Origin of the sequence: Embleya sp. NPDC050154, assembly GCF_044460165.1 — a bacterium.
Taxonomy (GTDB): Bacteria; Actinomycetota; Actinomycetes; order Streptomycetales; family Streptomycetaceae; genus Embleya.
Map to the genome: position 1 here is coordinate 429637 of NZ_JBITJP010000001.1, position 16454 is coordinate 446090.

The window sequence follows — 16454 nt, forward strand, 5'->3', positions numbered from 1 at the left end:
CCACAGCCGGGGGGGCCCCACCCCCCCCCCCCCCCCCCCCCCCCCCGCCGCGGCGGGGGGGGGGGGGGGGGGGGGGGGGGGGCCCCCGGGGGCCCCCCCCCCCGCCTGCGTGCGCTCGCGGATCGACCGTGCTCGGGCCGCTGGGCCGTGTTCGGATCGCTCGGTCCGAGGCCGCCTCGCGGCAGGCCGCACGCACGTCCGGCCCCGGAGGGGCCGGGGCCGGACGCCGGGCCGGGTGGGACCGCGCGCCGCGCGCGGGTCGTCCGGACCAGGTGTCAGGGCTCAACAGGCGCCCTTGTAGAGGTACTTGCTCACGTCGGGCTGGTCCATGTTCTCCTTGGTGACGGCGACCAGGTCGGTGGAGATGGTCTTGGGGACCGACTTCTTGTCCAGTGCGGCGACGGCCTGCTCGACACCCTGCGAGCCGATGTCGAACGGCTTCTGCGCGATCAGGCCCTGGATGGATCCCTTGCGCATGGCCTCGACCTGCTTGGGTGTGGCATCGAAGGCGACCAGTTTGACCTGACCGGCCTTGCCGGCCTGCTCGATGCCGGTGGCCGCGCCCTCGCCGCTGAACACATTGGCGGCGAAGACGCCGACCAGGTCGCGGCGCGAGGCGATCGTCGAGGTGACGATCGAGGCGGCCTTGGCCGGATCGTCGTCGTTGTACTGCACGCCGAGGTAGGTGATGCCGGGATGCTTCTTGATCTCGGTCTCGAAGCCCTTGAGCCGCGCGTCCGTGGTGGAGATGCCGGGCTTGACGCTGATCGCCGCGACCGTGCCGCGGTCCTGGACCAGATTCGCCAGGGTCTGCGCGGCGAGCATGCCGCCGCGTTCGTTGTCGGAGGAGATCGAGGTCTCCCGGATCGAGCCGTCGTCGAGCTTGGTGTCCACCTCGATCACCTTCGTACCCCGGGACTTGAGCTGTTGTTCGGGTTGCCGCAGGGCCTGGGTGTCGGTCGGCGCGATGAGCACGGCGTCCGGGCGCTTGGCCGCGACGGCGTTCACGACGGGGGTCTGCAGCGACGCGTCCCACTTGTCCGCGCCGGTCACGTCGAGCTTCACGCCGAGTTCCTTGGCCTTCTGCTGCGCACCGCAGGCCATCGAGATGTAGAACTCGTCGCCCTTGACGCCCTGGATAAAGGTGATCTTGCGCCCGCCCCCGGAACCGCTGTCACTGCCGCACCCGCCGAGGGTGACGGCCGCGGTCAGGGCGATGGTCACGGTGACGTACGTCGGTGTCTTCATCGGGCAGTGCCTCCTGGCGGTGGTGGGGCGAAGCGATGGTGGGACCGGGCGGCGGGGCCGGCAGCCGGGGCCGGGGGATGGGCCCGGACGGCCGACGGGTCGAGCGGGGGCGGCCGGACCGGGCGCTCCGGACGAACGGCCCGCGCGGTCAGCGGCGTTGTCGGCCGCGGCGGCGCAACTGGTCGGCGTACACGGCGGCGATCAGCACGGCTCCGACCGCGACGCTCTGCCAGAACGGTTGTACGCCGAGGATGACGAAGCCGTTCTGCAGGATGGCGGGGATGAACACGCCGATCAGCGTGCCGACCACGGTGCCGACACCGCCGAACAGGCTGGTGCCGCCGAGGACGACGGCCGCGATGGCGCCGAGCGAGTCGTTCGCGTGGCCGCCGATCGTGGTGGTGGTGAAACGAGCGAGGGAGAGCACACCGGCGAGACCGGCCAGCGTGCCCGACAGGGCGTACACCTTGATCATGTGCCGGTCGACGCCGATGCCCGCGCGACGGGCCGCCTCGGCGTTGGAGCCGACCGCGTAGGTGCGTCGGCCGAACCGCGTGGTGGCCAGCGTGAGCGCGCCGAGCGCGGTGACCACCAGGGCGATCACCACCAGCCAGGGGATGCCCAGGAATCGGCCGTTGCCGATCGTGTCGGTGAATCGGGTGGGTACGCCCCGGACGTCCTGACCCTCCGTCATCACCTGGGCCAGGCCGAGCGCCATGCCCAGGCTGCCGAGCGTGACGATCAGCGCGGGCACTCGGGCCTTGGCGATCAGGAAGCCGTTGAACGCACCCCAGGCGGCGCCGGCGGCGAGACCGGCGAGGACGCCCAGCAGAATCGCGCCCCAGCCGGCGTCCGCGCCGGCGACGGCGGTCATCGTCTTGGCCGCCGCGACGCCGGAGAACACCAGGACCGAGCCGACCGAGAGGTCGATGCCGGCCATGATGATCACGAAGGTCATGCCGACACCGACGATCAGCAGCACCGCGGCGTCGGTGGCCACGTTGCGCAGGTTGAAGGTGGTCGGGAACTCCTCGGGCCGCATGATGGAGAAAGCGGTCACCAACACCATCAGGACCAGGAAGGTCCACCACGAGTTGGTGCGGGCGAACCGGCGCCGGATCGCGGCGCGCAACGCGGATCCCGGACCCTGGGGGGCGTCCTCGCCGTGTTCGTCGGGCCGCCCCTCGTCCCGGCCCTCGGGTCGGTGGTCGGGCCGGGCCTCGGGCCGCTCGTCGCACCGGTCCCTGTCCGGTTCCGGGTGACCCGGTGGGGTGGCCGTCTTGTCGAGGTTCATACCGGCGCTCCTTGCGTATCGAGTCCGTCCAGTGCGCCGGTCATCGCGCCGACGAGTTCCTCCACCGTCGTGTCCGCCGCGGTGAAGCTCGCCACTCGACGACCCAGGCGCAACACCTCGACGCGGTCCGCGACCGACAGCACCTCGGGCATGTTGTGGCTGATCAGCACCACCGCGATGCCGCTGTCCCGGACCCGGCGGATCACGTCCATCACCCGGCCGCGCTGCAGAACGCCGAGCGCCGCGGTGGGCTCGTCCATGAAGATCACCTTGTCCGCCCAGGCGACCGCGCGGGCGATGGCCACGCTCTGCCGCTGGCCGCCGGAGAGTGTCCCGATCGGGGCGTCCACGTCCTGCAATTCGACGCCGAGCCGGGCGAACGCCTCGACCGCTCGCGCGCGCATCGCGGCCTTGTCCAGCACGCCCAGACGTCCGGCCAGGCCCTTGCGCAGCAGTTCGCGGCCGAGGAAGAGATTGGCCGGGCCGTCCAGGTCGGGCGCCAGGGCGAGGTCCTGGTAGACCGTCTCGATGCCCAACTCCTGGGCGTCCGTCGGTCGTTGCATGGTGACCGGACGGCCCTCGAAGAGAATCCGGCCGGCGTCCGGACGTTCGGTGCCGGCGAGCGCCTTGGTCAGAGTGCTCTTGCCCGCGCCGTTGTCACCGATCAACGCGACGACCTCGGCCGGGAAGACGGTGAAGTCGGCGCCGCGCAGGGCCTGCACCTGGCCGTACCGCTTGACCAGGCCGCGGCCTTCGATCAGGGGTTGCACGTGCCCAACTCCTTCGGATTGTCGGGTTGTTCCGCACGAGCCGTCTCGGCCGGGACCGGGGGCGCCGCGAGTTCGCACGTGTGTCAGAACGGGGGCGAGGGGAGTTGGTGCGATCCGCCGTCTGACAACGGTGTCAGTACAGTGCTGGCCCCACCGGCAGGTGTCAAGAGTTTCGGCAACCTCGGATGTGACGCGCATCTCCCGTTGTTCTGTTGGGGATTACGGCGATTGCCCCCGAGATGGGTCACACCATGGGCTGCTCGTGCGATGGCTGGGGGTTGATCGAGGGCTGGTTGAGGTGTGGCGTATCGACAGCTTGCGGGGAGCCGAGTACGGTCCGTCTGACAACGATGTCAGAGGGAGCGTGCGGCATATGGCGGCTGAACCCCTGGGGGACTCCCCCGAACACGTGGCCTGGCTCGACGCGGAGTGCGATCGACTGATCCGATTCGCCCGGGGCTCGCGGCTGGCCGAAGGCGGCTTCGGGTGGCTCGACGACGTCGGCAGGCCGGTGGCGGACGGGGTCGTGCACACGTGGGTGACGGCACGGATGACGCATGTGTTCGCGCTGGCGCAGCTTCGCCGGGACGGTGGGGCGGGCGTGGGCGAGGCCGGCGGGGTGGCCGCGGGTCCTTCGGCCGAGAGGTTCGCGGCGGATGGGTTCGCCGCGGATGGGTTCGCCGCGGATGGGTTCGTGAGCGGGCCTCTCGGGTCGGGACCGTTCGGCGGGCGGTCGTTCGGGGACGGCCCGCCGGGAGGGACGGCCGGCGGCGACGATGTCGATGCCCGCGAGGCGGCGGGCCTGGTGGCGCACGGTCTCGCCGCGTTGACCGAGCTGCTGCACGACCACGAGCACGGCGGCTGGCATCCGGTGGTGACCCGATCCGGGCGACCCGTACTCGACGCCGAACGCCTCGACGGCAAGCGCATGTACGACCACGCGTTCGTCGTCCTGGCCGCCGCGAGCGCGTCTGCCGCCGGCCACCGGGACGCGTCCGCCCTGCTCGCCAAGGCCCTGGACCTCGTCGAACTCCGGTTCTGGGAGGCCGACCGGGGTGCCTGCGCCGAATCCTGGGATCGAACCTGGACCATCGGCGAGCCGTACCGGGGCGCCAACAGCAACATGCACGCCGTCGAGGCGTTCCTGGCCGCCGCCGACGCCACCGGCGAGCACAAGTGGCGTACCCGCGCCCTGCGCATCGCCGAACGCGTCGTCCACGACCACGCCCGCGCCAACCGATGGCGGCTGATCGAACACTTCGACCCGGATTGGACACCGCGCCGCGAGTACCACCGCGAGCGCCCCGCCGACCCGTTCCGCCCCTACGGCGCGACCGTCGGGCACTGGTTCGAGTGGTCCCGGCTGCTGCTCTCCCTGGCCGACTCGCTGCCGGATCCGCCCGGGTGGCTGCGCGCCGACGCGGTCGACCTGTTCGCCGCCGCGGTACGCGAGGGCGGACACGCGGACGGTCGGCCCGGGTTCGTGTACACGCTCGACTGGGCCGGGCAACCGGTCGTCCGTACCCGCATGCACTGGGTCCTGGCCGAGGCCATCACGGCCGCGGCGGCACTGCGTCGGGCCACCGGGGTCGCCGACTACGATGACTGGTACCGAGCTTGGTGGGAGCATGCCGACGCCGTGTTCCTGGACCGCGAGCACGGCAGCTGGCATCACGAACTCGACGCCGACACGCGGCCCTCGGCCACCGTCTGGCAGGGGAAACCCGACGCGTACCACGCGGTCCAGGCCACCCTGCTGCCTCGGCTGCGGTCCGCTCCGACCATCGCCGAGGCACTGCGCCGAGCCACCCGCTGATCCGACGACCACCTTCATCGCCCGCCGCCCGACCCCGATACCCCGTTTCCCGCTCCCCCGCCCCCGCTTTCCACGTCCCACGAGCTACGCACCATGGGTGCCGGGCACGAGCCCGGCCGCTCGAAAGGTAGGACCCCCGATGGCCGGCCCCACGACACCGGAGCGACCGCGCGGGCGCGGTCGCTCCACGATGAAGGACGTGGCCGCCATCGCCGGCGTCGGCATCAAGACCGTCTCGCGAGTGATCAACGGTGAGCCGAACGTCAGCGCCGTGAAGCAGCAGGCGGTGTGGGCGGCCGTCGCGCAGACCGGGTTCCGCCGCAACGACAGCGCGGCGCAGCTCCGCTCGGGACACACCTCCAGCATCGGCCTGGTCCTGGAGGACGCCGCGGACCCGTTCTCCTCCGCGCTGACCCGGTCCATCCAGGACATCGCACACCAGCACGGCACGGTGTTGTTCAGCGCGTCGTCCGCGGAGGATCCCGACAAGGAGCGCGATCTCGTGCTGGCCCTGTGCGCGCGCCGCGTGGACGGACTGATCGTGGTTCCGGCCAGCGGCAGCCACACCTACCTGTTGCCGGAGATCGAGGCCGGGATGGTGTGCGTGTTCGTCGACCGCCCGCCGGGCGACATCGAGGCGGACACCGTACTGGTCGACAACGTCGGCGGTGCCCGGAACGGCGTCGAGCACCTGATCCGGCACGGCCATCGGCGGATCGCGTTCATCGGCGACCGCCTGGAGATCTTCACCGCGCACGAACGACTGCGCGGCTACCGCGAGGCGTTGACCGAGGCGGGCGTCGAACTCGATCCGCGTCTGGTCTACAACGGGCCGCCGTACGGTGCGGAACTACGCGTGTGGTTGCGCGCGATGCTCGGCGGCGCGGATCCGGCCACGGCGGTCTTCTGCGGTAACAGCCGTTTCACGGTGGAGACCGTGCGGGAGATCCGCCGGTCCCCGGTGCAACCCGCCCTGGTCGGTTTCGACGACTTCGAACTCGCCGACATGCTCGTGCCCGCCGTGACGGTGGTCGCCCAGGACCCGTTCGGCATCGGTCAGGCCGCCGCGCACCTGCTGTTCCGCCGGCTGGCGGGCGACGCGACGCCGGTACAACACATCCACATGCGCACCCGCCTGATCCCCCGCGGCTCCGGCGAGGTCGGTCCGTGACCGGCCGCACGTCCCCCCAGGCCCGGCCGGTCGGGGCCGGTCGTCGGGTCACCCACCGCAACGACGGCTCAGCCGGGAGGACCCACCCGTGATCACCGTGATCGGCGAGGCGCTGATCGACCTCGTGTCCGTGCGGGGCGGCGAACCGCTCGCCCACCCCGGGGGCAGTCCGGCCAACGTCGCGGTGGGTCTGAGCCGGCTCGGCGTGCCGGTCCACCTGATCACCCGCCACGGGAGGGACCCGCACGGCGCGTTGATCGCCGCGCACCTGGCCGCGAGCACGGTCGAGGTCGCGCCCGGCAGCGCGCACGCGGGTCGAACGAGCGTGGCGCGCGCCGATCTGGACGCGGCGGGTGCGGCCACCTACACCTTCGACATCGCCTGGGAGCTGCCGGAGCCGATCCGCGTTCCGGCCACGACCCGGTGCGTACACACCGGTTCGATCGCGGCGACGCTCGCTCCCGGCGCGGACGCCGTGCGGCGTGTGCTGGCGGCCGAGCACGCGAGCGGGACGACGTTGGTCTCCTACGACCCGAACTGCCGGCCGTCCCTGATGGGCGATCGGGAGCGGACCCGGACCCGGATCGAGTCGTTGGTGGCCCTGTCGGATGTGGTCAAGGTCAGCGACGAAGACCTCGAATGGCTATACCCGGGGCGGGACTTCGTCGCGGCGGCGGATGCCTGGCGGGCACTGGGTCCGAGCCTGGTGGTGGTCACGCGCGGTGCCGAGGGCTCGTACGGGGTATGCCGGGCGGGTCATGCGACGGCGCCGGCCCGACCGGTGCGGGTGGTGGACACGGTCGGCGCGGGCGACGCGTACACGGCCGGCCTCCTGGACGCGCTGCGTCGCCGGAATCTGCTGGACCCCGCCGGCATTCGCGACCTCGACCCGACGACGCTCGGCACGCTGCTCGCGGACGCGTCGGTGGTTGCTGCCCTCACCTGCTCCCGAGCGGGCGCGAACCCGCCCACGGCGGCGGAGCTGAGCGCGTATCGGCGCACGCACGGGCTCTCCTGTGAAGCCGGTCGGGAGTAGCGAGCGAAGCAGGGGTCGCGACGGTGGCTCAGCCGGTCCCGGGCGGGCGGTGCCAGAGGTTTTCCAGGTGGGTGTGCAGGACCTCCCGAGCCTGCTCCGGGGTGAGGTGACCGATCAGGACGTGGGTGGTGAGCCCGTCCGCGAGGGCGAGCAGGGTGCGGGCCTCGCCCTGTGCGTCCAGCGGTGCGGCGTGGTCGGCGACATCGGCTCCGGCGGCGTGGTCGGCGGCGGGGGTGTGGTCGGCGGCGGCTGCCGTGACGAGGTGGGTGAATGCCGCGTGGAGCGCCGCGTAACTCGCCGTCAGCGGTCCGGCGAGCGCGTCGCTGACGGCCGCCTGGGCGACGAAGGCCAGCCAGACCCTGGCCTCGGCCCGGTGCTCCTCGTCGAGCAGCGCGATCTCGGTGACCGCGTGGCCCAGTTCGGAGCGGGCCGACTGGGCCGGGCCGGCGACCAGTCGGGCCCGGACGCGTTCGTCGATGCGTTCGCCGATCTGCCCGAGCGCGAACACCAGCATCTCCTCCTTGGTGGCGAAGCAGCGCTGGACGGCGCCCATCGACACCTGCGCCCGGGCGGCGACGTCGCGCAGGGTCACCCCTTCCAGGCCGCGTTCGTCGGCGAGGGAGCACACGGCCTCCGCGATCTGCCTGCGGCGGCTCGCGTGGTCCACCTGTTTGGGCATGTCCGGTTGCCTTTCCGTATCCCGGCGCGCTCGTGCACGGTCCGGTCGACTCGTTCGCGACCACGCGCCGCCGATTCGCGGTCGGCGCGTCGCCCGTTCGCGGCCGGCCGCGCGCGACGCTCGTTCGTGCCGGCGACTTTATCCGATGCGCTCGTATCGATTCCCGGGTTACAGTTCCGATGCAAGTGCATCGGAACGTGGACGGAAAGGAGTGCGCACCATGCGGGAGGCCCTGTGGAGGATGTCCGCCGCCGCGTTGGCGGCGGCGGTGCGCGATGGGGAGGTCTCGGCCATCGAGGTGGTGGACAGCCATCTGGAGCGCATCGCCGAGGTGAATCCGCAGGTGAACGCGGTCACCCAGGTCATGGCCGAGCGCGCCCGAGAGGCCGCGGCGCGCACGGACCGCCGGCGGGCCGCCGGTGCGACGCCGGGTCCGCTGGCGGGCGTGCCGTTCACGGTCAAGGAGACCACCGCCGTCGAGGGTGTGCCGACCACATTCGGCGTGCCGCGCTTTCGCGACCTGGTGGCGCCGTCCGACGCGCCGCCGGTGGCCCGGCTGCGTGCGGCCGGCGCCATCCCGATCGGACACGCCAACATTCCGACGCTGATCCTGGCCGGGATGCACACGCGCAGCGAGTTGTTCGGCGACACGGTCAACCCCTGGGATCGCGACCGCACGCCGGGCGGCACCAGCGGCGGCGACGCGGTGGCGGTGGCCACCGGCATGGCCGCGCTCGGACTCGGCAACGACTCGGGCGGGTCGCTGCGGGTGCCTGCCCAGTTCTGCGGCGTGGCCGCGCTCAAGCCGTCCACCGGCCGATTCGCCGCGGACCATCGCGCGTTCGGCCCGGACGACCCGGGCCCGGCGTCTCAACTGCTGGTCACCGACGGCCCGCTCGCGCGCACCGTGGGCGATCTGCGGCTGGTGCACGAGGTGCTGGTCGGGGCCGATCCGCGCGATCCGCAGGCGATGCCGGTGCCGGCGTACGGCGAACCGCTCCCCGGTCCCATCAAGGTCGCGGTGGTGAGCGATCCGGGCGGGCACGGGGTGCATCCGACGGTGCGCGCGGCCGTGGAGACCGCCGCCGTCGCGCTGCGCGACGCCGGGTACGACGTACGCGAAGTGGCGGATGTGCCGAGGCTGGACGAGGCATTGGAGGCGTACGGCCGGATCACCGTGACCGAGTTCGCGCCGACCTGGCCGATGGTGCGCACGCTGCTCGGCGAGGGCGGCGATCGGTATATCGCGATGGCGATGGAGCAGACCCCGCCGGTCGGCGCGGACGAGTTGGTGCGGCTGAGCGGAACCTGGCTGAACATCCGCCGCTCGTGGGCCGAATTCCTGGACGAGTACCCGCTGTTGCTCGGCCCCTCGTTCACCGAGCCGCCGGTCGAACCGGGACTGGAGTCGCGCGATCGGGCCGGGCGGGACCGGGTCGCCTCGGGGATGCGGCTGTGTACGGCAACCAGCTTCGTGGGCGTGCCCGGCGTGGCCGTGCCGACCGGGGTGGTCGACGGGCTCCCGACCGGCGTGCAGATCGTCGGGCGCGCGTTTCGGGAGGACCTGTGCCTGCTCGCCGCACAGGCGATCGAGGACCGGCTCGGGGTCCTGGCCCCGATCGATCCGCGCGGGCCGGCCGGGGGGCGATGAGGCCGCTGTTCGACTCGGGGTCGGCCTAGGGTCGTTTTCGGTCACGGGTGGATGACGTCGTGGGCGGACCGTGCCGGCGCCGGGGGCGGGAGCCCTACGGTAAACCTATGACTGTGTCGTCGGATGCCGACCGGCAACTCGCACTGATCGTCGAAATCCAGGACCTGGCCCGGGAGTTGGGTATAGAGGTCTGGTTGCGTGGCGGATGGGCGATGGACTTCTTCCTGGGCCGGATAACCCGGGAGCACGCGGACGTGGACTGGTTCGCGTGGGCCCAGGACGCCCCGGCTCTCACCGCCGCGTTCTCCGCGCGTGGATTCGTTCGCCTGCCTCGTGCTCCCGCCGAGCAACAACTCGATTACACGACGGGGGCCGTGGAGTTGGGATTCGCCTTCCTGGCCCGCGATCCCGACGGTCACGTGATCGTGGCCGGCGGACCGTGGGCGGGCTCCCGGTGGCCGGAGGGAATGCTGGACGGCCCGCCGGGCAAGTTGGCCGGGCTGTCCTGTCCGATCATCTCGCCCGAGGCGCAAATAGAGATAAAGCTGATGACGCCCACGTGGATGCCGCATCGTCCGCGTCGGGCCAAGGACATCGAGGACGTGGACCGACTGCGGAAGGGGATGGCCGGGTAGTCCGCGCCCGGGTCGTCGCGACCGTGGTGGGGCGCGACGAGTTCGTGGCGTGGGACGCCGGGTTCGTGGGGTGGGGGCGGTGGGGCGGCCGACGTGGGGTCGGCGGCTCGGAGGCGACCGGCGTGGGGTCGGTGCCTCGGGGGATCGATCGTATGAGCGATCCGTTCGCGTTGTTCGTCCGCACTCCGGCGTGTCCCGGCCAGAGTGGAGTGTCGAGGTGGGGTGTGACCGTGTGGCCGGTGGTGCCGACCGTGTGCGGGGGTCGATGCCGGGCCCGGGGTCACCGGCGTCCGAGGTGACCGGCAGCCGACCGGCGGTGATCGCGATCGTGCGCGCCGCCGGTCGTCGGCCGGTCCCGGGAGCGTCTCAGCCGGGCTGCCCACGGGGTTCGTCGTCGACCGGGAGGGGTGGGCCGAAGCGGACCGGGACGCCGGGTGAGTAGAGCACGCTGTCCGGCTTGCCGCCGACCTGCGGCAGGCCGGCGGCCGCGACCAGGTCGTCGTCGAGATGCAGCAACTCGGCGCGGTGGAGCGACCATCGCGGGTGTGCGTTGGGCAGGTAGAGGGTGCGTCCGGCGACTCGGGTGTGCAGGCCCCAGCGGGCGGTGACGAAGTGTTCGAGCGGGCTGGGGTCGCTCACCGGTGCGCCGACCCGGACCTCGACCGTGCCGCCTCTCGGCGCGCCCTCCGGGCGATGTCGCCGGGTCGTGTAGCGCACCCGGTCCCCGGTGTGGTCGATCCGCATCCGGGCCCATCGGTAGGGCAGGCGCAGGGTGGCCCTGGCGGTCAGGACCGGCACCAGGCGGGCGGCCTCCAGCGAGCGGAACACGACGCCGCGCCGGCCGGCCCTGTCCACCGAGTACAGCCGCACGTTGGTCTCCGGGAAGGTGCCCAGCCACGGCACGCCCGGCAGCCGCAGGAAGCCGACGCCCACCATGCGAAACGGTACGAGGCCGACATAGGTCACGCCGTCCAGGACATCCGGCCGGGTTCCCTCCGGAAGCAGCGGGGCGACCGCCTCGGGCGGCACGGCCCAGTGCACGAAGGTGAGTTCGCTCCAGCGCTGGGTGAGCAGCACGTGCGGGATGCCGCGCGGCGACAACGGCGTGACGGGTTCGGTCCTCATCCGGTCATGGTGGCCCATCCGGTACGGCCCCGCGCGCCATCGCGCGGGCGGCGGTCCGCGGTTCGGGCCTCGCCTCGGCGGGAAGGTCGTCGTAGGCTTCGGTTCAGTCGAGCCGGGGGACGACGCGATGCGGCAGCAGTGGCCCGAGGGACCCGAGGCCGACCCGGTGGCGGCGCGGGAGCGGTACGACCGGGACATGCGGGCGTCGCGCGGTGCGTTGCGCGAGGTCTTCCGCGCCGACACGCGCGACGCGCACTTCGGCCTGGGCCTGGTACTCGTGGCCGGTGTGGTCGCGGCCTTCCTCGGTGGCCTCGTCGTCGGGGCCCTGGTGGTCGCCGCCTTCGCCACGCTGTTCGTGCTGACGCTGACGGTGATGCTCGTCCGAGGCATCCGGGGAGCGGAGGCGGGGCGCCGGGCCTATCGCTTCACCTTCGGCTGGTCACAGTGGTTCTGAAGCGCGCTCTCGGTCGGTGTCTGGGCGGTGATCAGGGACTCGCCCGCCGGTGAGCGGTAGTACAGGACGGAGCGGCCGGAGCGGCGGCGGAGGATGAGGTGGGCGTCCAGGAGGACTTTGAGGTGGCGGCCCACGGAGCCCAGGCCCTGGCCGGTGAGCGCGACCAGTTGGGTGGTGCTCTTGGGGGTGTCCAGGCGGATCAGCACGCCGGCGCGGGCCGGGCCGAGCAGGCGGGCCAGCGAGTCGGGGACGGCGCTGTGGTGGGGATCGGCCAGCGTGCCCGAGCAGGGGTAGATCACCGCGTAGTGGCGGGCCTCCGCCCAGGCCACCCAGCCGCGCCCGGCGGTGACCGGCACGAACGACAGGCGGGCGCCGCCGAGTTCGCGGGGCGGGTAGTCGTACGCGTTGATGCGCAACCGGCTCGCGCCCAGCCAGCGCATGCCCGGGCGCAGCTCGTCCAGGGCCGCCGCCCAGCCGCCTCGGCTCAGTTGGCCGGTACGCGCGACGATGTCGGCCTCGATGATCCGTCGCCGGCGTGGCCAGTCCGGCCGGACCACCCGGGCCCAGACCCAGTCCAGGATGTCCGCGGCGCGTTCGGCGAGGTCGGATCGGTGCAGGGCGGCGGGTAGCGGGCCGCCCATCGACACCTCCAGGTCCGCCCGGGCCGCGGCGCCGGACGTGCCGCGGATCCCGGCCAGTTCCGCGGCGAAGGCCGATCCCGCGGCGAGGGCGGGTTGCGCGACGAAGGCCCGCTCCCCCGCACACGGGGGCGGCGGCGTGAGGAAGTCCGCGTTCCAGGTGCCGCCGAAGCCGATCCGCAACAACGATGCCGTGATCGGGTCCCCGGCCAGCCGGGCGCGATAGGCGGGCAGGTGCGCGTTCAGCCAGACCCGCTCGCCCGGATGCGCGGCCGACCCCCGTTCCAGGGTCTTCAGCGTCGCGGTGACCTCGGCCAGTGGCGACACCGTGAAGCGGCTGCCCGCGAGGGTGTCCGCGTCGACCTGCCACCACCCCATGGTTTCGCCTCCCGGCGAAACACTAACGTCCGCCGCCCGTCGGGCCGGAGGCTCTCGCCATGCGCACCTATCGAGAGTTGTTCGAAGCGCCGGAGTACACCCCGCTGTTCGCCGTCTCCTCCGCGCACGTCGCGGCCACGACGGTGAGCGCACTGGCCCTGGGCACGCTCGTCTACGACCGGACCGGCTCGCCGTTGCTGGCCGCGCTGGGGATGTTCGGCGGCTCGCTCGCGCAGGTGATCGGGGCGACGACGCTGATGTCGGCGGCGGACCGGTTGCCGCCGCGGGCCGCGATGACGGTGATCGGACTGATCTTCGCGTCGGGCACCGCCGCACTGGCGATCCCCGAGCTGCCGCTGTGGGCGGTGTTCGTCATCGTGTTGGCCGAGGGCGCGGTGGCCGCGGTGGGCGGCGGCGTGCGCTACGGCCTGCTCAACGAGATCCTGCCCAGGGACGGGTTTCTGCTTGGGCGATCGGTGCTCAACATGAGCAACGGGACGCTTCAGATCGTCGGCTTCTCGCTCGGCGCGGTCCTGGTCGGCGCGCTGACCGCGCGCGGCACGCTCGTGGTGGCCGCCGGGTTGTACCTGCTCGCCGCCGTGGTGGCCCGGTTCGGCCTGGCCCGGCGACCGCCGCGCGCGGCCGGACGGCCGTCGCCGGCCGAGACCTGGCGCAACAACACGCTGCTGTGGTCGGTCAAGCCGCGCCGGTACGTGTATCTCGCCCTGTGGGTGCCCAACGGCCTGATCGTCGGCTGCGAGTCGTTGTTCATCCCGCTCGCGCCCGACCACGCGGGCCTGCTGTTCGCGTTCGCGGCGCTGGGGATGCTCGCCGGGGACGTGCTGGGCGGTCGCTTCGTCCCGGGACCGTGGCGGCGCCGGCTCGGGCCGCCGATGTTGCTGCTGCTGGCCACGCCGTACCTGCTGTTCGCGGCGCACCCGCCGCTTCCGCTCGCGGCGGCCGTGGTCGCGCTCGCGTCGATCGGGTATTCGGCGAGCCTGCTGTTCCAGGAACGCCTGATGGCGATGACGCCGGACGAGTTGAGCGGGCAGGCGTTGGGACTGCACTCGTCGGGGATGGTCGCGATGCAGGGGATCGGCGCCTCGATCGCGGGCGGGATCGCCCAGGTGACGTCGCCGACCACGGCGATCACCGTGCTGGCCGGCGCGTCGATCACGGTCACGCTGACGTTGGCGGCGGGGCTGCGGGCGCACCCCTGGCCGGTGGTCCAGGGGGCGTGAGGGGCGCGGGTGAGGCGGTCGGCGGTCCGGCGCGGGCGCCGGCCGGACGGCCGGGTTTCGCAACCGCGCCATCCGGCCGATGTCGGTCCGGTTCGAGAGTATGTGCGCATGACCGACACCCCGGCGCCGGCCGCCGTTCTCGCCGACTTCGACGCGTATGCCCAGGCCGTCGAGGCCGTGACCGCCGCCGCGCGGGCCTACTACGGCGGCGCCGAGTCCACCGTCGACGACGACACGTACGACAGCCTGCTGCGCGGGATCGGCGTGTACGAGCGCGAGCACCCCGACCGGGTGCTCGCCGAGTCGCCGGTGGGCAAGGTCGCGGCGGGCGCGCTGTCCGGCGGCGACGTGCCGCACACGGTGCCGATGCTCAGCCTGGACAACGTGTTCGATCCCGAGGGCCTGACCGCGTGGGCCGCCTCGCTGGAGCGACGGATCAAGCGGCCGGTCGCGGCGCTGACGGTGGAGCCGAAGATGGACGGCCTCGCGGTCGCGGTGCGCTACCGCGAGGGTCGGCTGGAGCGGCTGGTCACACGCGGCGACGGCGTCGCCGGGGAGGACGTCTCGCACGCGATCGGCACCGTCGTCGGCCTGCCGGATCGGCTGACCGAGCCGGTCTCGATCGAGGTGCGCGGCGAGGTCCTGCTCACCGCGGAGCAGTTCGAGGCGGCCAACGAGATCCGCCGGGAACACGGCGCGACGGTGTTCGCCAACCCGCGCGGCGGCGCGGCCGGCACGCTGCGCGCCAAGGACCGGCCATACGTGATCCCGATGACCTTCTTCGGCTACGTCGCACTGCCGCTCGCCGACGACGAGAGCGCGTTCGCCGAGGACTTGCGCACCGCCGACCACTCCGCGGTGATGGCCCGGGTCGAGGCGCTCGGCGTGCTCACCACCGGGCGGACCTCGGCGCGGCTGCGGGTGTGCGCGAGCGTCAAGGAGGTGCAGGCCGCCGTCGACGAGATCGCCGGGTCGCGCGCCGACCTGCCGTTCGGCATCGACGGCGTGGTGATCAAGGCCGACAGCGCGCAGGACCAGGCCGACGCGGGCAACGGGTCGCGCGCGCCGCGCTGGGCGATCGCGTACAAGCTGGCCGCCGTGCACAAGATCACCCGGCTCGTCGGCGTGGACTGGGCGGTCGGTCGGACCGGGGTGATCGCGCCGCGCGCGATCCTGGACCCGATCGAGATCGACGGCAGCATCGTCGGCTTCGCCACGCTGCACAACCCGGCCGACATCGAACGACGCGGGCTGATGATCGGCGACCAGGTCAGTGTCTACAAGGCGGGCGACATCATCCCCCGGGTGGAGGCCCCGCTGGTGCACGTGCGCACCGGGGACGAGACGCCGATCGAATTCCCCACCGCCTGCCCGCAGTGCGGCGGCGAGTTGGACACCTCGCAGCAGCGCTGGCGGTGCGCGCAGGGCCGCGCGTGCGGTCTCCAGGCCGGGATCCTGTACGCGGTGGGCCGCGACCAGCTCGACATCGAGGGCATCGGCGGCCGGATCGTCGGGCAACTCGTCGCCTCCGGCGCGGTCGTCGACATGGCCGACCTGTTCACCCTGACCCGCGAACAGTTCCTGGCGCTGGACCGGGTGGACAAGATCGCCGACAAGCTGCTGGCCGGCATCGAGGAGGCTCGGGTCAAGCCGCTCAGCCGGGTGTTGTGCGCGCTGGGCGTGCGGCAGACCGGGCGGTCGATGTCGCGGCGGATCGCTCGGCACTTCGGCACGATGGACGCGATCCGGGCGGCGGACGTGGAGACGATGGCACAGGTCGAGGGGATCGGTCCCGGCAAGGCGGCGGTGATCGTCGCCGAGCTGGCCGAACTGGCCGACGTGATCGACAAGTTGGTCGCCGCCGGGGTGAACATGACCGAGCCCGGTGGGCGACCGGTCGCGGCCGAGAGCTCGACCGAGGCCGAGCAGGGCGGCGCGGTGGGCCCGATCGAGGCGGGCCCGCTCACCGGGAAATCGGTCGTGGTGACGGGTTCGATGACCGGGGCGCTGGCGGCGCTGTCCCGGAACGAGATGAACGAACTGATCGAGCGCGCCGGCGGCACCGCGTCCTCCGGCGTGTCCGCCAAGACCTCCCTGGTCGTCGCGGGGGACAAGGCGGGCTCCAAGCGGGCCAAGGCGGAAAAGCTCGGCATCGAGATCATCACCCCGGAGCAATTCGCCGAACTGGTAGGGGCGTTGCTGCCGGCGTGAGCGCCGCGCCCGTGCCCCCGTCGGGGCACGGGCATGGGGACGATCCATAGCAGATCCACATTCGTCCTGCGGTGGAAACGGGCGATATCGCTGTGCCGCGCCCCTGA

The 16454-nt window shown here is 72.6% G+C and carries 14 protein-coding genes; 8 read left to right on the forward strand and 6 right to left on the reverse strand.

Annotated elements, in window-relative coordinates; translation table 11 throughout:
* Window positions 1-282 precede the first annotated feature (282 nt).
* The 3 genes from ACIBSV_RS01985 to ACIBSV_RS01995 form a co-directional block, all read right to left on the reverse strand.
* A complete protein-coding gene (locus tag ACIBSV_RS01985; RefSeq protein ID WP_395858949.1) occupies window positions 283-1248 on the reverse strand; it encodes an ABC transporter substrate-binding protein in 966 nt (321 codons plus the stop codon).
* A gap of 148 nt (window positions 1249-1396) precedes the next feature.
* Window positions 1397-2542: an ABC transporter permease gene (locus tag ACIBSV_RS01990; RefSeq protein ID WP_395858950.1), complete on the reverse strand. Its 1146-nt coding sequence runs from the start codon at window positions 2540-2542 to the stop codon at window positions 1397-1399.
* Entirely contained in the window at window positions 2539-3312 is a 774-nt protein-coding gene (locus tag ACIBSV_RS01995; RefSeq protein ID WP_395858951.1) for an ATP-binding cassette domain-containing protein, read from the reverse strand. Before ACIBSV_RS01995 ends, ACIBSV_RS01990 begins: the two co-directional genes overlap by 4 nt.
* A gap of 373 nt (window positions 3313-3685) precedes the next feature.
* Between ACIBSV_RS01995 and ACIBSV_RS02000 the strand changes: the two genes are divergently transcribed.
* The 3 genes from ACIBSV_RS02000 (at window position 3686) to ACIBSV_RS02010 (ending at window position 7335) form a co-directional block, all read left to right on the forward strand.
* Window positions 3686-5128 carry an AGE family epimerase/isomerase gene (locus ACIBSV_RS02000; RefSeq protein WP_395858952.1) on the forward strand — a complete coding sequence of 481 codons (1443 nt, stop codon included), beginning with the start codon at window positions 3686-3688 and terminating at the stop codon, window positions 5126-5128.
* 139 nt (window positions 5129-5267) lie between these two features.
* Window positions 5268-6299: a LacI family DNA-binding transcriptional regulator gene (locus ACIBSV_RS02005; RefSeq protein WP_395858953.1), complete on the forward strand. Its 1032-nt coding sequence runs from the start codon at window positions 5268-5270 to the stop codon at window positions 6297-6299.
* 88 nt (window positions 6300-6387) lie between these two features.
* Entirely contained in the window at window positions 6388-7335 is a 948-nt protein-coding gene (locus ACIBSV_RS02010) for a carbohydrate kinase (protein WP_395858954.1), read from the forward strand.
* 28 nt (window positions 7336-7363) lie between these two features.
* Here the strand turns inward: ACIBSV_RS02010 and ACIBSV_RS02015 are convergent, their stop codons facing one another.
* Window positions 7364-8014 (reverse strand): TetR/AcrR family transcriptional regulator, encoded by a 651-nt coding sequence (locus ACIBSV_RS02015; RefSeq protein ID WP_395858955.1) that lies wholly within the window; start codon window positions 8012-8014, stop codon window positions 7364-7366.
* Between the two features lie 220 nt (window positions 8015-8234).
* Here ACIBSV_RS02015 and ACIBSV_RS02020 point away from each other — a divergent pair, with 220 nt between their 5' ends.
* Both ACIBSV_RS02020 and ACIBSV_RS02025 read left to right on the forward strand, forming a co-directional pair.
* Window positions 8235-9665, forward strand: a complete 1431-nt coding sequence (locus tag ACIBSV_RS02020) for an amidase (RefSeq protein ID WP_395858956.1) — start codon at window positions 8235-8237, stop codon at window positions 9663-9665.
* 107 nt (window positions 9666-9772) lie between these two features.
* The gene (locus tag ACIBSV_RS02025) at window positions 9773-10300 is read left to right on the forward strand and encodes a nucleotidyltransferase domain-containing protein (protein WP_395858957.1); all 528 of its coding nucleotides are present in this window, start codon (window positions 9773-9775) and stop codon (window positions 10298-10300) included.
* 366 nt (window positions 10301-10666) lie between these two features.
* Here the strand turns inward: ACIBSV_RS02025 and ACIBSV_RS02030 are convergent, their stop codons facing one another.
* On the reverse strand, window positions 10667-11425 hold the full coding sequence (locus tag ACIBSV_RS02030; protein ID WP_395858958.1) for a YqjF family protein: 759 nt from the start codon (window positions 11423-11425) through the stop codon (window positions 10667-10669).
* Between the two features lie 127 nt (window positions 11426-11552).
* Between ACIBSV_RS02030 and ACIBSV_RS02035 the strand changes: the two genes are divergently transcribed.
* A complete protein-coding gene (locus ACIBSV_RS02035; RefSeq protein ID WP_395858959.1) occupies window positions 11553-11879 on the forward strand; it encodes a hypothetical protein in 327 nt (108 codons plus the stop codon).
* Here the strand turns inward: ACIBSV_RS02035 and ACIBSV_RS02040 are convergent.
* Window positions 11843-12895, reverse strand: coding sequence for an ArsR/SmtB family transcription factor (locus tag ACIBSV_RS02040; protein ID WP_395858960.1), 1053 nt, complete (start codon window positions 12893-12895; stop codon window positions 11843-11845). The two genes, ACIBSV_RS02035 and ACIBSV_RS02040, sit on opposite strands and share 37 nt — an antisense overlap.
* A 59-nt stretch (window positions 12896-12954) precedes the next feature.
* Here ACIBSV_RS02040 and ACIBSV_RS02045 point away from each other — a divergent pair, with 59 nt between their 5' ends.
* Together ACIBSV_RS02045 and ligA are read left to right on the forward strand one after the other, a co-directional pair.
* Entirely contained in the window at window positions 12955-14136 is a 1182-nt protein-coding gene (locus ACIBSV_RS02045) for an MFS transporter (protein ID WP_395858961.1), read from the forward strand.
* A gap of 108 nt (window positions 14137-14244) precedes the next feature.
* The gene (gene ligA / locus ACIBSV_RS02050) at window positions 14245-16347 is read left to right on the forward strand and encodes an NAD-dependent DNA ligase LigA (protein ID WP_395858962.1); all 2103 of its coding nucleotides are present in this window, start codon (window positions 14245-14247) and stop codon (window positions 16345-16347) included.
* The last annotated feature ends 107 nt before the right edge of the window (window positions 16348-16454 follow it).